The 16,647-nt window shown below is 33.4% G+C and carries 14 protein-coding genes; 5 read left to right on the forward strand and 9 right to left on the reverse strand.

What is annotated here, in order from left to right; all coding sequences use genetic code 11:
* Nucleotides 1-162: 162 nt before the first annotated feature.
* Nucleotides 163-582, forward strand: coding sequence for a CBS domain-containing protein (locus DUZ96_RS03480; protein WP_114300573.1), 420 nt, complete (start codon nucleotides 163-165; stop codon nucleotides 580-582).
* A 25-nt stretch (nucleotides 583-607) separates the two neighbouring features.
* Here DUZ96_RS03480 and rpe read toward each other — a convergent pair whose 3' ends face one another.
* From rpe to rpsO, 4 genes are all read right to left on the reverse strand, one after another.
* Complete coding sequence (gene rpe / locus DUZ96_RS03485) at nucleotides 608-1,270, reverse strand: ribulose-phosphate 3-epimerase (RefSeq protein WP_114300574.1); 663 nt, start codon at nucleotides 1,268-1,270, stop codon at nucleotides 608-610.
* 193 nt (nucleotides 1,271-1,463) lie between these two features.
* Complete coding sequence (locus tag DUZ96_RS03490) at nucleotides 1,464-2,327, reverse strand: RNA polymerase sigma factor RpoD/SigA (RefSeq protein ID WP_114300575.1); 864 nt, start codon at nucleotides 2,325-2,327, stop codon at nucleotides 1,464-1,466.
* Between the two features lie 145 nt (nucleotides 2,328-2,472).
* On the reverse strand, nucleotides 2,473-4,731 hold the full coding sequence (locus DUZ96_RS03495) for a polyribonucleotide nucleotidyltransferase (RefSeq protein WP_114300576.1): 2,259 nt from the start codon (nucleotides 4,729-4,731) through the stop codon (nucleotides 2,473-2,475).
* A 197-nt stretch (nucleotides 4,732-4,928) separates the two neighbouring features.
* Nucleotides 4,929-5,198: a 30S ribosomal protein S15 gene (gene rpsO, locus DUZ96_RS03500; RefSeq protein ID WP_114300577.1), complete on the reverse strand. Its 270-nt coding sequence runs from the start codon at nucleotides 5,196-5,198 to the stop codon at nucleotides 4,929-4,931.
* 197 nt (nucleotides 5,199-5,395) lie between these two features.
* Between rpsO and DUZ96_RS03505 the strand changes: the two genes are divergently transcribed.
* Entirely contained in the window at nucleotides 5,396-6,241 is an 846-nt protein-coding gene (locus tag DUZ96_RS03505; RefSeq protein ID WP_114300578.1) for a hypothetical protein, read from the forward strand.
* 169 nt (nucleotides 6,242-6,410) lie between these two features.
* Here the strand turns inward: DUZ96_RS03505 and accD are convergent, their stop codons facing one another.
* From accD to DUZ96_RS03520, 3 genes are all read right to left on the reverse strand, one after another.
* The gene (accD, locus tag DUZ96_RS03510; RefSeq protein WP_114300579.1) at nucleotides 6,411-7,268 is read right to left on the reverse strand and encodes an acetyl-CoA carboxylase, carboxyltransferase subunit beta; all 858 of its coding nucleotides are present in this window, start codon (nucleotides 7,266-7,268) and stop codon (nucleotides 6,411-6,413) included.
* 217 nt (nucleotides 7,269-7,485) lie between these two features.
* Nucleotides 7,486-8,553, reverse strand: a complete 1,068-nt coding sequence (fbaA, locus tag DUZ96_RS03515) for a class II fructose-bisphosphate aldolase (protein WP_114300580.1) — start codon at nucleotides 8,551-8,553, stop codon at nucleotides 7,486-7,488.
* 116 nt (nucleotides 8,554-8,669) lie between these two features.
* On the reverse strand, nucleotides 8,670-11,228 hold the full coding sequence (locus tag DUZ96_RS03520) for a BamA/TamA family outer membrane protein (RefSeq protein ID WP_114300581.1): 2,559 nt from the start codon (nucleotides 11,226-11,228) through the stop codon (nucleotides 8,670-8,672).
* A gap of 125 nt (nucleotides 11,229-11,353) precedes the next feature.
* On the opposite strand from DUZ96_RS03520, the gene DUZ96_RS03525 reads away from it, so the two are divergent.
* Nucleotides 11,354-12,088 carry an RNA methyltransferase gene (locus DUZ96_RS03525; protein ID WP_114300582.1) on the forward strand — a complete coding sequence of 245 codons (735 nt, stop codon included), beginning with the start codon at nucleotides 11,354-11,356 and terminating at the stop codon, nucleotides 12,086-12,088.
* Here DUZ96_RS03525 and DUZ96_RS03530 read toward each other — a convergent pair.
* A complete protein-coding gene (locus DUZ96_RS03530) occupies nucleotides 12,075-12,791 on the reverse strand; it encodes a porin family protein (RefSeq protein ID WP_114300583.1) in 717 nt (238 codons plus the stop codon). The genes DUZ96_RS03525 and DUZ96_RS03530 overlap by 14 nt on opposite strands.
* A 1-nt stretch (nucleotide 12,792) precedes the next feature.
* Nucleotides 12,793-13,524: a bifunctional demethylmenaquinone methyltransferase/2-methoxy-6-polyprenyl-1,4-benzoquinol methylase UbiE gene (gene ubiE, locus DUZ96_RS03535; RefSeq protein ID WP_114300584.1), complete on the reverse strand. Its 732-nt coding sequence runs from the start codon at nucleotides 13,522-13,524 to the stop codon at nucleotides 12,793-12,795.
* Nucleotides 13,525-13,653: 129 nt separating this feature from the next.
* Here ubiE and trkA point away from each other — a divergent pair, with 129 nt between their 5' ends.
* The gene (trkA, locus tag DUZ96_RS03540; protein ID WP_114300585.1) at nucleotides 13,654-15,003 is read left to right on the forward strand and encodes a Trk system potassium transporter TrkA; all 1,350 of its coding nucleotides are present in this window, start codon (nucleotides 13,654-13,656) and stop codon (nucleotides 15,001-15,003) included.
* Between the two features lie 2 nt (nucleotides 15,004-15,005).
* Nucleotides 15,006-16,508 carry a TrkH family potassium uptake protein gene (locus DUZ96_RS03545; RefSeq protein WP_114300586.1) on the forward strand — a complete coding sequence of 501 codons (1,503 nt, stop codon included), beginning with the start codon at nucleotides 15,006-15,008 and terminating at the stop codon, nucleotides 16,506-16,508.
* Nucleotides 16,509-16,647 lie beyond the last annotated feature (139 nt).

The raw sequence follows: 16,647 nt of genomic DNA on the forward strand, positions 1-16,647 counted from the left end.
AGTAAATCCTATGGCTATGGTTATAATTATGGCTATAACTATGACTACGGCACCAAATCATAATTTTATACTGTTATCTAAATGGCTTAATACATGATATTTATCATACTATTTTTTGGTTTTATAGGGTACTTTTAATAGTGAATTATAAAACCGATAGTCATGAGATATGTTCCGTTAATTTCCGAAATAATGACCAAAAATATCATCGCTCTCAATAGAGATGATGATCTTGAAACAGCTGAGATGCTTTTTAAGCGCAATAAAATAAGACATATTCCTGTTGTTGCTGAAGAAGTAATAATTGGTATGCTCAGCTATACTGATCTTTTAAGAATCAGCTTCGCTGACGCTGTTTATGAAACCGAAGAAGAAGTGGATACTTTAGTATATAATATGTTTACTATTGACCAAGTGATGGCTAAAAATGTCGTTACCGTATCATCAACAGCAACCATAAAAGAAGTAGCAAAAATTTTAGCAGAAAATGAATTCCATGCTTTGCCAGTAGTTGATGATGGCAGACTTGTTGGTATCGTAACTACTACAGATTTAATTAATTATCTCTTGAAACAATTATAATTAAAAAAGCGCCAGTGGCGCTTTTTTATACATTAGATAAGGCTTTTAATCTTTTAATGGCTTCTGTGGGATTAGGACTCTTAAAAATATGGCTCCCAGCTACAAAAGTATCAGCACCTGCCTCAACTAGTTTTTCAATATTCTTATCGGTAACACCACCATCTATCTCAATCCGTGTATCTAGTTCTTGTTCATTGATCATTCTCCTTAGTTTTTTAACTCTCTGATACGTTACATTTTCAAATTTTTGGCCTCCAAACCCTGGATTTATAGACATTAATAGTATCATGTAACACTCGGGTAAAATATCCTCTAGTACCGAAATAGGTGTGGTGATATTTAATACAATACCAGCCTTACACCCTGCATCTTTGATTTGTCTTAATGTTCTGTGAAGATGTACTGTAGATTCGTAATGTACAGTAATGATATCGGCCCCAACATTAGCAAATTCTTCAATATAGCGTTCTGGTTTTTCAATCATTAAGTGCACATCTAAAGGTTTTGTGGCATGTTTTTTAATGGCTTGTATAACTGGCATGCCATATGATATATTTGGCACAAAATGACCGTCCATTACATCGATATGAAACCAGTCCGCCTCACTATTATTAACCATTTCTGTATCACGTTGAAGGTTGCTAAAATCAGCAGCAAGCATTGAAGGAGCAATAATTTTTGAAGCCATTTGTTAAGTTAAAATTAAGTTTAGGGCAAAGGTAATTAAAAAAGAAATCTATTCTCTTTATATAGCAATGAGAATATGTAAAAAGTGAACCCACGGTAATCAGCCGTGGGTTCTTTCATCAATCAAAAAACGAACAGTTATGTTTTGTAACTGTTGTTACCTTTATAAGGTTGGTTGTTAAATATACAAAATACTAACCTAAATATGTCTTTAATATCTTACTTCTAGAAGTATGTTTTAATCTTCTAATTGCTTTTTCTTTTATTTGTCTTACGCGTTCACGTGTTAGGTCAAATGTTTCACCAATCTCTTCAAGTGTCATTGGGTGTTGATTGCCTAAGCCAAAATAAAGACGAATTACATCTGCTTCACGTGGTGTTAGTGTTTCTAATGCACGTTCAATTTCAGTTCTTAGAGATTCATGTAATAATTCCTTATCAGGATTTGGTGATTCACCACTACGTAATACATCGTATAAGTTTGAATCTTCACCTTCAACCAGTGGAGCATCCATGGATACATGACGACCAGAATTCTTCATTGATTCCTTAACATCATTAATTGTCATATCTAATTCCTTTGCAATTTCTTCGGCAGAAGGAGGACGTTCATGACTTTGCTCTAAAAAGGCAAACGTCTTATTTATTTTATTAATTGAACCAATCTTATTTAATGGCAATCTTACAATACGAGATTGTTCAGCCAATGCTTGTAAGATAGATTGTCTAATCCACCAAACAGCATATGAGATAAATTTAAATCCACGCGTTTCATCGAAACGTTGAGCAGCCTTAATTAAACCTAAATTACCTTCATTAATTAAATCTGGTAATGTTAAGCCTTGATTTTGATATTGTTTTGCCACAGATACAACGAAACGAAGGTTAGCCTTGGTTAACTTCTCTAAAGCGATTTGATCACCTGCTTTAATACGTTGTGCCAATTCAACTTCTTCATCAGCTGTAATAAGGTCTACCTTACCAATTTCTTGTAAATATTTATCTAAAGATGCAGTTTCCCTATTGGTTACCTGCTTAGTAATTTTAAGTTGTCTCATTTAAATTTAAGATTTGTGCAAATTGTTTTAGCAATGGGTTGCTTTTTATTATACGTAACAAGTTTTAAAAATGTTACAAAAAAGTGATAAAAATAAAAAGTCCATCAACTTTTGATGGACTTTTATGACCTTTATAATAAGAAAATTAATCTTCTTTCTTGTCTTCTCTCGGTTTTCTATCGTCCCTGCGATGATCTCTATTGCGATTATCACGTCCACGATTATCTCTACCTCGGTTGTCTCTGCCACGATTATTATCGCGTTTTGGAGGTTGCCACCCTTCGGGCTTTGGTAAAATAGCCTTTCGAGATACTTTTTCTTTGCGAGTTCTTGAATCTACACCAAAGTATTTCACATCAAACACATCTCCCATGTTTACAACATCAGATACATTTTCTGTACGTTCCCATGCTAATTCACTTACGTGCAATAGGACTTCGTTTCCTGGTGCATCCATGTATTCTACAACGGCACCGAAATCAAGCATTTTAATCACTTTGACTTCATATATACTACCGACTTCTGGTTTAAATAGTAAAGAATCGATCTTAGCCATTACAGCATCAATGCCAGAACTACCAACACCTAAAACTTCAACAATACCCTCTTCGGTTACAGGATCTTCGTTTATAACGATGGTTGTATCGGTTTCTTTTTGTAATTCTTGAATTACTTTTCCACCAGGACCAATCAGCGCACCAATAAATTCGTTAGGAATACGTCTAGTTACCATTGTAGGTGCGTGTTCCTTTACATCTTCATTAGGGGCACCGATGGTATCTGTAAGTTTACTTAGTATGTGCAAACGACCATCACGTGCTTGGTTTAAAGCGTTTACTAGGATTTCATAAGAAAGCCCTTTTACTTTAATGTCCATTTGACATGCCGTGATACCATCTTCTGTACCTGTTACTTTAAAGTCCATATCACCAAGATGATCTTCATCACCTAGGATATCTGATAATACGGCATATTTTCCAGAATCTGCATCAGAAATTAATCCCATTGCAATACCAGATACAGGTTTTTTAAGCTGAACACCTGCATCCATTAATGCCATTGTACCTGAACAAACAGTTGCCATTGACGATGAACCGTTAGATTCTAATACTTCAGATACAACACGTACTGTGTATGGGCAATCATCTGGCACCATACCTTTTAAGGCACGTTGTGCTAAATTTCCATGGCCAACTTCTCTACGAGAAGTCCCACGAATAGGCCTCGCTTCACCTGTTGAAAATGGTGGGAAGTTATAATGTAAATAGAAACGCTCCTCACCTTCGTAAGATGGCATATCTATTTGGTTAGCTTCTCTAGATGTTCCTAAAGTAACTGTTGCTAACGCTTGAGTTTCTCCACGAGTAAAAATTGCAGAACCATGTGTTGATGGTAAATAGTCTACCTCACACCAAATTGGTCTTATCTCATCTGTTTTACGCCCATCTAAACGTAAGCCTTCGTTTAAGGTTAAATCTCTTACAGCAGCTTTTTCTGCTTTACTGTAATATTTAGATACTAAACCACCTAAATCTTCTAATTCTTCTTCAGAAAATGAGGCTTTAATGTCTTCTTTTATTTCAGAAAATGCTGCGCTTCGTTCATGCTTAGCAGATCCTGCTTTTGCCACAGCATATACTTTATCATATGCCATGTCATGTATTTTCTTTGCTAATTCTTCATCTGTTCGCTCAGGATCGTACTCGCGTACTTCTTTTTTACCAACAGCTTCAGCTAATGCAACTTGTGCAGCACATTGTACTTTAATAGCTTCATGAGCAAACTTTATTGCTTCAGTCATTTCCTCCTCAGAAATCTCATCCATTTCACCTTCTACCATCATTACTGAATCAGCAGAAGCACCAATCATCATATCAATGTCAGACTCTTCTAATTGAGCGCGTGTTGGGTTAATTATAAATTCACCATTAACGCGCCCCACTCTTGCTTCAGATATAGGACATTCAAATGGAAAATCTGATAATTGAATAGCTGCAGACGCCGCCAAACCTGCCATAGCATCTGGCATTACATCATCATCATGAGACATTAACTGAATCATCACTTGAGTTTCTGAATGATAGTCTTTTGGGAATAATGGACGTAATACACGATCTACTAAACGCATCGTTAATACTTCTCCATCACTTGGTCGTGCTTCTCTTTTAAAGAAACCCCCTGGATAACGACCGGCAGCAGCAAATTTTTCTCTGTAATCTACTGTTAAAGGTAAAAAGTCAACATCTGCTTGTTTGTAATTGGAAACTACTGTACATAATAACATACATTTTCCTGATTGCACAACAACGCTACCATGCGCCTGTTTTGCTAGTTTTCCGGTTTCGATAGATATTTCTCTACCATCACCTAGGTCAATGACCTCTTTGTAAGTCTTTGGAATCATAAAATTTAATTCTTAAAATTGGGTATACTATTGATGTTTCAATACTATACGCGTTAAACAATGGTCGTTGTGTTGTTGTGTAGTTGTTTGTGACCAATGAAAAACTAAAAGTAGCTTCTTCAATTCTAATTTTATTCTCTTTAGATTGAGAGGTGTAAAAATAAAAAAACCACGCCAAAGCGTGGTCTTATATTTAATTATTTTCTTAATCCTAGTTCTTTAACTATCGCACGATATCTTAAGATATCTTTCTTAGTTAAATAATCTAGAAGTGCTCTACGCTTACCTACCAGCTTAACAAGAGAGCGTTCAGTGTTAAAATCCTTACGATTCTTCTTTAAGTGCTCTGTTAAGTGATTAATTCTGTGCGTAAATAACGCGATTTGACCTTCAGCTGAACCGGTATCGTTTTTTCCCTTACCGTATTTAGTGAAGATGTCTTCCTTTTTTTCTTTTGATAAATACATTCTAATATTATTGTAAATGATTGTTATGTACTATGAAAGTCTCTCTTTCAGGGCGCAAATATAGTGTTTTTTTAGAATTTGCAATTTTTTTTAACTTTAATACCATAGATAGCGATTTTTACAAAAAAAGAGATCTCCCATTAAACCATTTTTATTTTGAGCGGTCTTATTACTATTATAACTAAAAATAAGTAATCATGACAAAATTTAATACATTTAAAAAAGGGGTGTTCAGCCTTGTCGTTTTAGGTTTACTCGTTACATCGTGCAGTGAAAGTGAAGACATTTCAGAATCAGCCAACCAAGTAGAAGACACATTTGAAGTAAAACGTTCAGCTGAAATTGATCAGGTAGACAATATTTTGGGTGATTTGGTTATCGATGCTTATGAAGGCCAAGAGGTAAGCGAAGATGGTCGTGGCACATATACTGGTGACATTCCAGAATGTGTTACAATTACTGTTGTAGCACAACAAGGTTATCGACAGGTAACATTAGATTTTGGTACGGATGGTTGTGTTGTAAATGGTCATATTTTGAAAGGACAAATCATTTTTGATTATACTAGAGACCCAGAAGCCCAACAAATTTCCATTAATTATAATTTAGTTGACTTTTATTTTGACAATAAAAATTTAATAGGAAGTCGTTCTATCCTAAAAGAGCTTTCCAATGAAAATGGTAATCCGCAGTTCACACATAATTTAGAAATTACTGTAATTTGGCCAAATGGTGCACAAGCATCTAGAGAAGGTACAAAAAGTAGAGAATGGGTAGAAGGATTTGGTAGTGGAATATTTAGTGATAATGTATTTGAAATTACAGGAAATTGGACTGCAACTTTTGTTAATGGTAATGCACATACCAATGAGGTATTGGTACCATTACGGAGAGAAGTAATTTGTGCATATTTTGTAAGTGGATCATTAAATGTGCAACGCACAAATTTTGGTGGTGTTTTTGATTATGGAGATGGAGATTGTGACAACCAAGCGACATTTACATATAATAATGGACAAGAAATTGATATCACCTTAAATTAATGGTTTATTATAGGTTGATGGAAAAAAGAGCTACACAATCGTAGCTCTTTTTTATTTTTTAAAAATCGTCTTGAAAAACTATCCTTCTCAGTTTGAATTTATAGGATAGATAGTCTTGAAACCAATCCAGATATGTCAATTGGATATTGGTTAATTTACTCTTTTGAAATTAGGCTCTTAATGGTTGATTTTTAATCAAATCAATGTAAAGATTTATTTTACGTTTTAAATCTTTTCTATGAGAGATGAAATCTAGAAAGCCATGTTCCAATAAAAACTCTGAAGTTTGAAAACCATCAGGCAATTCTTGTCCTGTAGTATCTCTTACCACTCTTGGTCCAGCAAATCCAATTAAAGCTCCAGGTTCTGCAATATTTATGTCCCCTAACATTGCAAATGATGCAGTTGTTCCACCTGTTGTAGGATCAGTACATAATGAGATATATGGGATTTTAGCTTCTGCCAATTGTGCAAGCTTAGACGAGGTTTTAGCAAGTTGCATGAGAGAATAGGCCGCTTCCATCATTCTAGCACCACCAGATTTACTTATAATCACAAACGGGATTTTTTTCTTTAGAGCATAATCCGCTGCACGAGCTATCTTTTCACCTACAACACTACCCATTGAACCACCAATAAATGAAAAGTCCATACAAGCTATGACTATATCTTTTCCCTTAGATTTTCCTACTGCTGTTCTTACCGCATCTTTAAGTTTTGTTTTAGACTGTGCGGCTTTTAAACGTTCAGGGTATTTTTTAGTATCCTCAAATTTCAGAGGATCTTTTGAACCCAAATGCGTATCTAATTCTTTGAATTTGTTATCGTCAAAAAGTATTTCAAAATACTCCTTACTGCCAATTCTAACATGGTATCCATCTTCAGGACTCACATAGAAGTTTTGCTCTAATTCTTTAGTGTCAATTATTTTACCAGTAGGGGATTTATACCAAAGCCCCTTGGGTGTATCTTTCTTTTCTTCGGTTGAAGTTTGTATTCCTTTGTCTTTTCTTTTAAACCAAGCCATTTGATTTATTCATTTAGATAATTCAACTTTAGAAATAGAAGCTCTAAAATCGAAGGTTTTAGTTAGTTAGTTTTTTGGTATTTTAATACATACAAAATTACCATATTATTATTAACCACAAAAAAATGAATGTTAACATCCATTTTACCTTACAAATAAAAAACCCATTGATATAAGTATGATATTTCAATGGGTTTGTTCAATTAAATAGTAGATATTATAAGGTGTCTACATTATTTAAATCTTCAAATGCTTTTTTAAGTCTAGTTACAAATGCTTCTTCGCCTTTGCGCAACCATACTCTAGGATCATAGTACTTTTTATTTGGTACATCATCACCATCAGGATTACCTATTTGAGTTTGTAAATAGTCCGTGTTTTCTTCTACATAATCTCTTACACCACTTAAGAAAGCCCACTGCATATCCGTATCGATATTCATTTTAATAACACCATAGCCAATTGCTTCTCTTATTTCTTCAACAGTTGATCCAGATCCGCCATGGAAAACAAAGTCTATGTGGTTGTGCTCAACACCGTATTTTTCAGTAATATATTCTTGTGAATTCTTTAAAATCTTAGGTGTAAGCTTAACATTTCCTGGTTTATATACACCGTGCACATTACCAAAGGCTGCAGCAACTGTAAATTGATCACTTACCTTACTTAATTCTTCATAGGCATAAGCAACTTCTTCTGGTTGAGTATATAATTTAGAATCATCAACATCTGTATTATCTACACCATCTTCTTCTCCACCTGTAATACCAAGCTCAATCTCTAAAGTCATGCCCATTTTACTCATGCGTTCAAGATACTGCTTACAGATTTCGATATTTTCTTCAATTGGTTCTTCAGACAAATCAATCATATGAGAACTATATAGAGGTTTACCAGTTTCTTTGAAGTGTGCTTCACTAGCATCTAACAAGCCATCTATCCAAGGCAATAATTTTTTGGCGCAATGATCCGTATGTAGTATAACAGGCACACCATAAACTTCAGCCATTTCATGCACATGTTTTGCTCCAGCAATTGAACCTGCAATTGCGGCTTTTTGACCTTCATTACTTAATCCCTTACCTGCATTAAATTGTGCGCCTCCATTTGAAAACTGTATTATTACAGGTGCATTTAATGTCTTTGCAGTTTCTAGAACACCGTTAATAGTATTAGAACCAATTACATTTACAGCTGGTAATGCAAATCCCTTTTCTTTTGCCAAGTTGAAAATGTCCTGTACCTCTCTTCCTGTTGCAACACCAGGTTTTATATTGTGACTCATATTATTATGATTGTAAATTAGACGTCAAAAATAGGCAATTTTGAAATTTAATTCATCAGATTATGAAGATAAATGCAGGATAAAAAGCGAAAACGATGTCGTTAAAAGTAACTAGTTTAGAAAGGATAGTTGATGCCAATATTATATACAGCATTTCTAAAATTGTAATCCCTAAACCATCTATTATCTATTTCTTGTGCTGGGTCGTAAGTTTTAAAACCAACATCAAATCTCAGAACAAAAAAGTCAAAGTCATATCTTAATCCAAAACCAGATCCAATAGCAATATCTTTCAATGATTTAAAACCATTAAAAGTTGCGTCTTCATCCTCAACATTGTCTAGGATATTCCATATATTTCCGACATCTACAAAAAGTGCACCTCGCAAGTTTCCGAATAAACCAAAACGTTGTTCTGCACTTAAATGAATTTTAAAATTTGCTTCGTTAAATTCATCGGTATTATTTGAGCTACCTGGCCCCAGGTTATAAGCAGTCCATGCTCTATTGTCATTTGGGCCACCTGCGAAAAAACTTTTTGCAAATGGGATACTATTGGAATTTCCATATGGTATAGCAATACCTGCATAACTCCTAAAAGCAAATATATTATGCCTACCAAAGTCAAAGTACTTTACGTAATCAATTTCAGTTTTTAAATATTGAGAAAATGCTACACCAAAAATTTCATAATTATCATTATCATTTTTAGAAGATCCAATTAACTTAGAAAAGTTGGTCAATAAATTACCTGCAAATTCAATACGCCATTTAAAGACTGAGAAATCATTGTCAAAGATGTTTTCTCGTTTATTTATTTTATAAGTATAACTCGATGAAAATATTAAGTTGTTTTCAGTAAGTCTATCTTTACGTTCATTAATATTACTAACTGATACATAATCCTCATCTTGAGGTGTAAGTGATGTATTGCCATTTATTACATCATCTATAAATACATCGGCAGGATCAAAATTATTCGCAGGATTCTCCAAGCTCTCATTTTGATCTATATAATCAATATCTCGTGCTATATCATTTAACCGATCAAAGGAATTAGTATAAACTCCAAAATAGTTGTCTGTATTTAGGTTTTTGACAAATTCTACATTAAATAAATCTAAAGTGTTAGAAACGGTATTAGATGGGAACCAATTATAACCTAAAATTCCTGCTAAAGTTTGCTTATCTAACCCAATATTTTGTTGGCTCGTGGCAGATAAGTTAATCACTGTATTTGGTGACATATATTTTGGTATAATCTTGTCCGTGTTAAATGGTGTGAATAGTCTTGGTAGAGTTAACCTAATATTGCCGCCGTACTCATTAATATCAAAAAATGCTGAGGCGTCATCTGATCGATCTTTTGATGCACCGATTGCAGCAATGGCTGTTAATTCTAGTGTTTCTGCACCTCTAAAAATATTTCTAATTTTTAAACCTGTGTTAAACGAAAAACCAATGGTCTGAATATTACTTTGATTTATTTCTGGGTCAAAATTTAAAGTGTATTTCTTTCTAGGCTCTAAATATATATTAGCAGTCAAGGTTGAATCTTCCTCATTTTCAACATAGTCAATACTAGGATATCTAAACATTTGTAAATCGTTAAGATATCTAGATGTTCTACTTCTTGCTAAATCACTATAAATATCACCTTTATTCATAAAAACAGCATCTGTTAAAGCCTTAGGTCTAAACTTTAATTTGTTTTTGCTGTAAAGGGTGTAATCTTTAAAAGTAGTAGTATCAGAAATAGCTTTAAATCTATTGTCAAAATTATCATCTGTAAAGATATTTATTGCTTTAATCTTATAAATTTTAAAGGGTCTTATAATTACTGAATCTTCAGCTCTGATTGACCTATCGGCTATTATTAACTCAGTATTTACCTTGTTGTTTGTTCCGATGGTATCAATCACCATACGTATGTAATCTTGGCCAAAATGATAGAAACCAGAATTTCTAAGGTAAGTATTAATGCGCTCTCGTTCACGTTCATAATTGTCCTCGTCGAATTGATCTCCTTTTTGTAAGTAGGATCCCTTGCTGAAATCATTGTACAATGAGTCAATGGCAGGACTGCTAATAAAGGGTGTTATTGAATCTATTAGATAGGGTTTGTGCTTTACAATTTTGTAGGCCACCTTTGCTATTTTATTACTGTCTTTATTTACCTCAAAGTCAACTTCATTATTAAACCAACCTCGTCTGGCGTAATATTTATTTAGGTTGCTTGCCGTTTTTTCTGTTTTGTCTATATTGTAAATAACGGGCGCTTCCCCCGTACGTTTCAACCAGCTATTAAAATTGCGCTTTGAATCTATATATTTATCAAATTGTTTTTTTGATAACAAATTTGTTTTCCGTCTTACCTTATTGGGATTACTTAAAATATTTGCTTCAATAATCGAATCGATATTAGGTCTCGCAAGATTGTAAATATGCAGTTTTAAAGGAAATTTGAACATGCCCTGCATCCCAGAATTAGTTTTTTGGATAATTATATTGTTGACACGTTCTTCATTATTTTTCTTACCGTCTTCTAAGATCACATTTTCAGTAACTAAGTACTCGTTGGATTTTACTCTTTTAACAATACTGCACGAACTTAATAGAGATATGAAAATCACAAAACCTATAGTATTAGAAATAGTTCTGTATCTTAATTTCATTAAAGCAATGCAATCTGCTAGTCTCAAAAGTCTTATTGTTAATTTAGATATGAATCTGTTTGAACAAAAATTAGTCCAAAAAAGGTTTTCTTTGTACTTTCTCTAACAAAAGTAAAGACATTTTAATGTTATCAAAGAATCAAATAAAGTTAATTAAAAGTTTAAGTCAAAAAAAACACAGGCAACAAGAAAGATTATTTGTTGTTGAGGGTATAAAGGGCATTAATGAATTTTTAAACTCCGAATTTGAATTAGTGTGTCTTTACACTACTAAATCGATATTTGAGGTCATAAATGATAAAGTAATTTTGATTAGTAATAATGAACTTAAAAGAATATCAGTGTTAAAAAATCCAAATACTGCATTGGCTATTTTTAAAATACCTGCATTACACAAAAAATTAGATTTTGATTTGGCTGTTGTACTAGATGATATTAGAGATCCAGGTAATTTAGGTACAATTATAAGGCTTTGTGATTGGTATGGGATTCAACAGCTTATATGCAGTGAAAACACAGTAGATTGTTATAATCCAAAAGTAGTGCAAGCGACAATGGGATCGTTAGCAAGAGTTAATATTAACTATATCAATTTGTTAGAGTATTTAAAAACAACTGATGTAGAAATATTTGGCACTTTTATGAAAGGTGAAAATATTTATACTGCAGACTTGCCAAAAAAAGGATTAATAATTCTTGGTAACGAAGCTAATGGGATATCTGGAGTAATAGAAGATATGGTTGATAGAAGAATTACCATTCCTCAATTTGGTGATGTAAAAGATACAGAAAGCTTAAACGTTGCAAATGCAACAGCTATTGTTTTAAGTGAATTCAAAAGACGATTTACTGAAAAGTGAAATTTATAAAAATGCCTCTTGTTTGCATTTTTGCAACATTACCTGTCCAAGGACTATTCGGGTCGGTATCCCTAATAATTTCATCATTAATAGCAAAAACTCCACGTATTGAAGGCGTGAATTTAAAATAGAGTAAGTAAAGATCTATACCAAAACCAATTTCATAAAAGTAGGTTCCTTTCTTCATTCTAAACTCGCCTGAGCTGTTATCGTCAGGATTATCTTCATTACTAGAGAGATTTAGAGCGGTCGAGAACCCTCCAACTAAAAATGGTTTAAAATTATTAATTCGTTTGGTTGATACCTTTAATAATAGAGGTATATGGACGTAGGTTGATTTTACTTCTCTCAACAAATCAGCATCCGAAAACGTCGTGCCGTTAAAGTAACTTTCATCGTACATTATATTTCTAGTAGTAAAGTAAACACCTGGCTCTAACCTTAAGTTCATGTAGTCATTTATGCGCATATCACCAATTAGACCAAGGTGAAATCCGAAAGATTTGTCTACCAAAATATCCTCAAGATTTTCATTATATTCAAACTTAAAGTCGTACTGGTTAAATCCTAAAAAATAACCCCAAGTCAAAAATTTCTGATCAATATTGTTAATATTATTTGGTACTTTTTCTTTTGTAAAAAGTTGTGCTGAAGCATCTTGAAATACCAATAGAAATCCTATAATGAATATTATTCGCCTCATATTATGCTTTAGATGCTGTGTAAATAGTTGCTACTCCCATAGTTTGTGGTTTGTCTACCACATTAATAAACCCTATTTTTCTCAAAATATTGTTTAATTCTTCGCCATACGGAAAAACTGAGGCAGATTCACTTAAATATTTGTAAGCAACTCTATCTTTGGAGAATACTTTACCTATCACTGGCAAAATATATTTTGAATATGTGTTATATCCAAATTTATATATAGGATTTGTAGGTACAGATGTTTCTAGAATTACGAAAATCCCGTTCGGCTTAAGGACTCTCAAAATTTCTGCCAGTCCTTTTTCAAGGTTTTCAAAATTCCGCACTCCAAAAGCTACTGTTATGGCATCAAAAGAATTCTCTTTAAATGGAAGGTCTTCTGAATCGCCAATAACCATAGATATTATACCATCAAGGTTTTTTGAACTAATTTTTTTACGACCTACTTCTAGCATGCCGTCACTTATGTCTAATCCAACAATTTCTTTGGCGTTGGTTTTAGATAAATTAATGGCTAAATCACCAGTACCTGTGGCAATATCTAAAATATTTTCAGGATTAGTTTTAGAAACTAAATGAACAACCTTATTTCGCCATTTAACATCAATTCCAAAGGAGATCACTCTGTTGAGTCCATCGTATTCTTTTGATATGGTATCAAACATTTTAGTGACCTGTGCTTTTTTAGAAGCCTCACTATCCTTATAAGGTTTTACTTTTTCAGCCATTAAAAATTTTTTGCAAATATACAGTAATAAGAGTGTTCTATATAATTTGTCATTGTATTATATCATTTTAAAAATTGATACTAGCATTAAATAATATGTATATTTGTACGCCTATTTGAAACAAATTCGATGAAAATAATTATCGCAGGTGCAGGAGAGGTAGGATTTCATTTAGCTAAATTATTATCCTACGAGTCGCAAGAGATAACACTTATTGATACTAGAAAGGACAGCCTTGGCTATGCAGGCGAACATTTAGATATTAAAACAATAAAAGGTGATGCTACTTCCATTTCTATTTTAAGAGAAGCCCGCATTGGTACTGCTGCACTTTTTATTGCCGTTACATCTTCAGAAACAACCAATATTACAGCTAGTGTGCTTGCCAAGCAATTAGGTGCAAAAAAAACTATTTCTAGAATATCCAATACAGAGTTTATTGATGACAAGGAGACCATTGGGTTTTCCAAATTTGGAATTGATGAACTTATTTCTCCAGAGTCTTTAGCTGCTAGTGAAATAGAGTTATTATTAAATCAATATGGATTTAATGACACCTATGAATTTGAAGAAGGTGCACTGACCATGTTAAGTTTAAGATTATCAAGAACTGCAACTTTTGTTGATAAAACTGTACGTGAAGCAGCAGAATTATATTCAGAATTACATTTTATACCTATCGCTATACAAAGATATGGAACACAATATACGATCATACCAAGAGGAGACACTCAGTTTAAAGAAGGCGATACAGTAGTTTTTATGACCTCAAAAGGAGGAGATGAAGAATTATTTGAATTGTCTGGTAAGGTCAAGGTTGAGATAAAAAATGTAATGATTCTTGGAGGAAGTAAAATTGGTTACAAAACAGCTAGGGATTTATGTGCAAGTAAGTTCAACGTAAAACTTATAGAAAATAAAAAGACTGTTGCAGAAGATTTAGCTGACCAATTGCCAAATGCCTTAGTTATTTATGGAGATGGTAGAAACGTTGAAATACTGCAGGAAGAGAGTATATCCGAAATGGATGCCTTCATTTCTGTAACAGGTAATTCTGAGACCAATATAATGTCGTGTCTTTTAGCCAAATCAAAGGGTGTAAAAAAGACAATTGCTTTAGTTGAAAATATGGACTATTATCAATTGTCTCAGTCCATTGGTATTGATACCCTTATCAATAAAAAATTACTAGCAGCAAATAACATATTTAGATATATAAGAAAGGGTGAAGTAGTTGCAATGACTAAACTAACCAACATGAATGCTGAACTTTTGGAGTTTGTTGTTAAACCTGAATCTAAAATTACTAATAACCAAATAAAGGATTTACAATTTCCTAAATCTGCCATTTTTGGCGGAGTAATTAGAAATGGTGAAGGATTAATACCTTTAGGAAGTGTTACCATAGAAGCGGGTGACAGGGTAGTTGTTTGTTGTTTGCCTCGCTCTATTTCTGAAGTAGAAGCATTTTTCTCATAATTATGTCGCGACTGCACTTAAATTATAAAATCATTTTTCACTTTTTTGGCTTATTACTGCTATTTAACGGTGGTTTTATGATGATAGCTACATTAATTAGTTTGATCTATGAAGATGGAGTTACGGTGCAATTATTGTTAGCTGGTTTAGCAACCTTATTAATTGGCTCTTTTGCCATGGTGGGTACAAGAAATCACCGCAAGGAAATGAATAAACGCGAGGGATACATTGTTGTAGCTTTTGGTTGGATCGTTATGTCATTAACAGGGACTTTGCCTTATTTAGTTACTGAAACAATACCTTCGTTTACCGATGCTTTTTTCGAAACTATGTCTGGTTATACTACAACTGGTGCCAGTATACTCAATGATATAGAAATAATACCAAAAGGCGTATTATTTTGGCGTAGTACAACACATTGGATAGGTGGTATGGGAATAATTGTATTAGCCATTGCAATTCTACCCTTACTTGGTGTAGGTGGTATGCAGTTATTCGCAGCTGAAGCACCAGGTCTCGGAGGTGATAAATTACATCCTAGAATTACAGATACAGCTAAGCGCTTATGGTTGATTTATGTTGGTTATACAATCGCTGAGACTATATTACTTCAAATTGCTGGCATGACTTTTTTCGATGCCATTAATCATGCTTTAAGTACATTATCTACAGGTGGTTTTTCAACAAAAAATGCCAGTATTGCCCATTGGAATGATAATCCCGCCATTCAATATATCATAATGTTTTTTATGTTTTTGGCAGGAACCAACTTTGTTTTAAGTTACTATCTGTTTAAAGGAAAGGTATCTAAGATTACAAAAGACGATGAATTTAAATTATATTTTAGATTCATATTGTGTTTTACGGTTGTTGCGGCATTACTCATTTATTTTAGAGCTGATGTCTCTCAATCTTCGGTTGATCATCCTATGGTATTTGGTGAAGGCGAAAGTGCTATTAGACATGGATTGTTTCAGGTTTTGGCAATAGTCACTACAACTGGATTTGTTACTGCAGATTATACGATGTGGACACCGTTCTTAACAGTGTTTTTCTTTGGTTTAATGTTTTTAGGAGGTTCTGCTGGTAGTACAGCAGGAGGTGTTAAAGTTGTACGTCATTTAATACTTATTAAGAACGGCTTTTTAGAATTTAAACGTGCTCTTCATCCTAATGCAATTTTACCTGTCCGGTATAACAATAAATCTATTTCTGGTGATATTGTTTTTAACATACTCGGTTTCTTTATTCTTTACATGCTGTCATTTATTATTGGAGCTGCAATATTTTCAATGTTCCAAATAGATTTTGAATCCGCAATTGGACTTTCTGCATCAAGTTTAGGAAATGTTGGGCCTGCCCTTGGGGAATTTGGCCCAGTAAATAATTATGCTACACTTCCGGCGCTCGGTAAATGGTGGGCGTCATTTTTAATGTTATTAGGACGTTTAGAACTCTTTACAATTTTAATTTTGTTAACACCTTTCTTCTGGAGAAATCGATAATTTCAAAGAAATATTTTATAATTCTGAAATTTTCACTAGCCTTTAATTTTACTTATATTTTGTGTTAAGCAACTCAATATTTATCTATAGTTGAGATGTAAGATGTAACATTTTTGATAATTGTCCGTCATATTTACGT

Origin of the sequence: Winogradskyella sp. KYW1333, assembly GCF_003335675.1 — a bacterium.
Taxonomy (GTDB): Bacteria; Bacteroidota; Bacteroidia; order Flavobacteriales; family Flavobacteriaceae; genus Winogradskyella.